This is a genomic window from Bradyrhizobium sp. 31Argb, from assembly GCF_043638955.1.
In the GTDB taxonomy this organism is placed as follows: domain Bacteria; phylum Pseudomonadota; class Alphaproteobacteria; order Rhizobiales; family Xanthobacteraceae; genus Bradyrhizobium.
Genome location: NZ_JBEGDB010000462.1, coordinates 1 through 3,514 on the forward strand (window position 1 = coordinate 1; position 3,514 = coordinate 3,514).

Annotated in this window: 3 protein-coding genes and 1 pseudogene; 3 read left to right on the forward strand and 1 reads right to left on the reverse strand. The window is 61.6% G+C overall.

Features of this window, described 5'->3' with window-relative positions; translation table 11 throughout:
- Window positions 1-230: 230 nt before the first annotated feature.
- On the forward strand, window positions 231-650 hold the full coding sequence (locus AAFX91_RS39975) for a nuclear transport factor 2 family protein (protein WP_394570161.1): 420 nt from the start codon (window positions 231-233) through the stop codon (window positions 648-650).
- Window positions 647-2,038, forward strand: a pseudogene (locus AAFX91_RS39980) (NAD(P)/FAD-dependent oxidoreductase). The gene AAFX91_RS39975 and the pseudogene AAFX91_RS39980 overlap by 4 nt, the downstream one beginning before the upstream one ends.
- A 35-nt stretch (window positions 2,039-2,073) precedes the next feature.
- Here AAFX91_RS39980 and AAFX91_RS39985 read toward each other — a convergent pair.
- Complete coding sequence (locus tag AAFX91_RS39985; protein WP_394570162.1) at window positions 2,074-3,021, reverse strand: LysR substrate-binding domain-containing protein; 948 nt, start codon at window positions 3,019-3,021, stop codon at window positions 2,074-2,076.
- A 178-nt stretch (window positions 3,022-3,199) separates the two neighbouring features.
- Here AAFX91_RS39985 and AAFX91_RS39990 point away from each other — a divergent pair, with 178 nt between their 5' ends.
- On the forward strand, window positions 3,200-3,505 hold the full coding sequence (locus tag AAFX91_RS39990) for an ATP-binding cassette domain-containing protein (protein ID WP_394570163.1): 306 nt from the start codon (window positions 3,200-3,202) through the stop codon (window positions 3,503-3,505).
- Window positions 3,506-3,514: the final 9 nt, after the last annotated feature.

The window sequence follows — 3,514 nt, forward strand, 5'->3', positions numbered from 1 at the left end:
TCACTTTGGCGTAGAGCTCACCAGGCCGCCGCCCAGCGCGCGCACTTCAAAACAAAAAGACAACTGTAATGCTAGTCGAAGGAGCCAGCCGAGGCCGTACCATCGGGCCAGTTCTGGTCACAGAGGATCGGCCGATCTGGTTCTAAGGGGGTCGTCGGCCTTGTGGCAGCTTGCGACCGAGCCGCCTGACACCAAAGCCTTGGCGCCTGCCGGCCCCTCAGGAAAACCACATGTCGACGCTCGAAGCTCTCAGGCGAAATCTTCTTGAAGAATTGTTCGCGGCCTTCAACCGCCACGATGGTGTCGCCGTTATGGCCTGCATGACGGACGACATCGTATTTGATGCCGCCGCTGGTCCCGATATCTGCGGTCGCCGTCTGACTGGGACCAAGGAGGTCCGCGCCGCGTTTGAAAATACGTGGACCAGCATGCCCGATGTGAGCTGGCAGTGCACCCGCCCCGCCGTGTTCGGCGATCGTGGAATTTCCGAATGGATTTTTCGCGCGACCACCAAGGATGGCCAATGCATCGAGGCGGAAGGGTGCGACCTGTTCACCTTCCGCGGTGACAAGATTTGCGCCAAGAGCGCGTTCCGGAAGGATCGTCCGCTGCTGCCCGCGCTTGCAACGGAGGAGACTGTGCTGCGATGAACGTGCAGGTGACCGCGCCGGCCGTGGCCTACGACCCTCACTACGATCCCTTGGTCTCGGACGGTCCGGGGCGCAACAGGGACTATGCCCCGACCTATTGGATCGCGACGGCGGGAACTCCGCCTGAAAGCGACGGGCCGATCGTCGGCGATACCGATGCGGACGTCGCGATCATCGGATCGGGCTACACCGGCCTTGCCTGCGCGATCTTTCTCGCCCGCGAGTACGGCATCAAGGCCACCATACTGGAGGCCAATCGCGTCGCCTAGGGATGCAGCACGCGCAATGGAGGCCAGGCACAGAATGCCGCCGGCCGGCTGACGCACTCGCAGTGGATCGCCCGCTGGGGTGTGGATGTCGCCCGCCGCATGCATGCCGAAATTGAAGACGGGTTTGCAACGTTCGAGGAACTGGTTCGCCAGAGCCCCATCGATTGCGAGCCGCAGTCGGGTGGGCACCTCTATATCGCGCATCGCCAGCGTCGCCTGGAAAAGATTGCCGCCGAATCGAAAGTTCTGAACGACGTTTTCGGCACCACGACGCGCGTCCTGTCACGTGAGGAGGTGCGACGCGATTTCGTCGCCGACGCGGAAGCGGTTGGCGCGATTCACGAACCGCTCGGCATCGGCGTCCATCCGGCGAAACTTGCGTTCGGCTATCTCAAGATGGCCCGCGATCTCGGAGCGCGCGTGCATCCGGCAAGCCCCGTTCTCCACATCGAGCCGCGCGGTGGAGCATTTCTCCTGAAGACGCCGGGCGGCACGGTCAAGGCGCGCGCGGTGGCGATTGCGACCGGCGCCTACACCTCGCTCGGATTGACACCGGTGCTGCATGGCCGATGCATGCCGATCCTCTCCAATTCGATGGTCACCCGGCCGCTGACCGCTGCAGAGCTGGAAGCCACCGGCTTTCGCACCAAGCAGGTCATCACCGACACAAGAACGCTTCGCTTCTACTATCGGCTGCTGCCGGACAATCGCGTTCAGATCGGCAGCCGCAGCGCCATCACCGGCGCGGACGCGACTCATCCAAAGCACCTTCAGCTCCTTATCGAGGGACTCAATCGGAAATTTCCAACGCTTCGCGGTATCGAAATCGATTACTCCTGGTGGGGTTGGGTCGATGTTAGCCACGACATGATGCCGCGCATTTTCCGCCCCGACCCGAAGCAGGCGCTCGTCTATGCGCTCGGCTATGGCGGGAACGGCGTTTCCTATTCGGCGCAGGCCGGCCGGCGCATGGCGCAGATGATCGCGGGGAAAACATTCAGCGGCTACGACCTGCCTATCTTCACCTCGCGACTGCCTGGGCATCCATTCGCGCCGTTTCGTCGCCTCGGACAGCGGATGCTTTATGGCTGGTATCACCTGCGAGACGAGGCCGCCTGACGCAGGACGCCATGCGGCAGGGCTGATGTTTCCGCTCAGAGCGCCTCGGCAAGTTTGGCTTGACGTCGACGCGCCGGATTTGTTCCAACATCGCGCTCGATATGAGCGGCCAGATGATCTGCGGCCGGAAACGCTCCGGTCTTGCGCCTCCAAAGCACGAGTTCGACAGGCGGCAGCGGCGGCATCCCGTCCTGTTCGGTCAGGCGACGCAATCCTGCAACCTTGACCGACTCTGCGAGCACAATGACGGCCGCATCTGCGAGCGCCATCGCCTCCATCCCGGCGATGCTTTCCGAAACGGAGGCAATGCGCCATGCCCGACTCGCATTGTTGAGCGCTTGCAAGGCGTAGTCCCGGTAGAGATTGCCCTCGGGAAGCAGAGCCAGCGGCAACGGCTTTTCCTGAAACGCCCGTCCCGATTTCGCGCCAAGCCAGACCAGCGGCTCATGACGCAGAAGTGTGATGCTTGAGACATTAGGATGAACGGTAGGCATCCGCGTTGCAAGGGCAACGTCGAGTCGCCCGGCCGAAATTTCCTCGGAGAGTTGTGCGCTGAGTGCGCAGCGGACCGTGACCTCGATCCCGGGATACGCGGCCCTGAAGCTTGCAAGCGTCTCGGGCAAAAGGAATGCGGCATAGAGATCTGGACAGCCGAGCGTCACGCGGCCGGCGATCTCTTCACTCGAAAGACGCGAATATGCATCATCGTGCATCTTCAGCATCTGGCGCGCGTAGGGCAACAGCATCTCTCCATGCCGCGTGAGACGCGGGTGGCGAAGGTCTCGTTCGAACAGCGGACGTCCGACTGCGTCGTTCAAGCGGCCAAGCTGAAGACTGATCGCGGGCTGAGTTCGATTGAGCCGTCGCGCGACGCGAGTCACGCTCTGTTCCTCCACGAGCATGACGAACGTGCGAAGGAGGTTGATCTCGAGCGGGCGACCCATGGCCAGATCATAAATAGAACTTTGCTTTTCGCGAAGCACAATAAATTTGCTTGCAGGAAGGGCGCAATCTAACGTCCGCAAAGGATCAAATTTGTGCGTGCACACTATAAAAGCGGATGTGTTCAAGTTTTAATCAGGGGCGGTGGGGTGGTGTTTGGGGCTGTCATGACACGCGCGAGCGAGGCGTGATGTCGGATGTTCCGGGGAGTCGTGGCTGGTGAGCGCCTTCCTGAGAGTTGAGCATCTCAGCAAGCACTTCGGCGGTGTCGCGGCTTTGCACGATTGCTCGCTTTCGTTTGCGAAGGGGCGTGTCACTGGCCTCATTGGTCCCAATGGAGCCGGCAAGACCACCCTGCTGAACACGATCACTGGCCTGGTGAATCCGGATCGGGGTTCGGTCGCGTTCGATGGCCATGACGTGACCGGCTTGCCGATGCATCGGATCGCTTCGCTCGGTCTAGGCCGTGTGGACAGTTACCTTATCCAGAGCAGAGTGGCGGCAATGGCGACGACGGCGAAGTAGTTTCGCGCG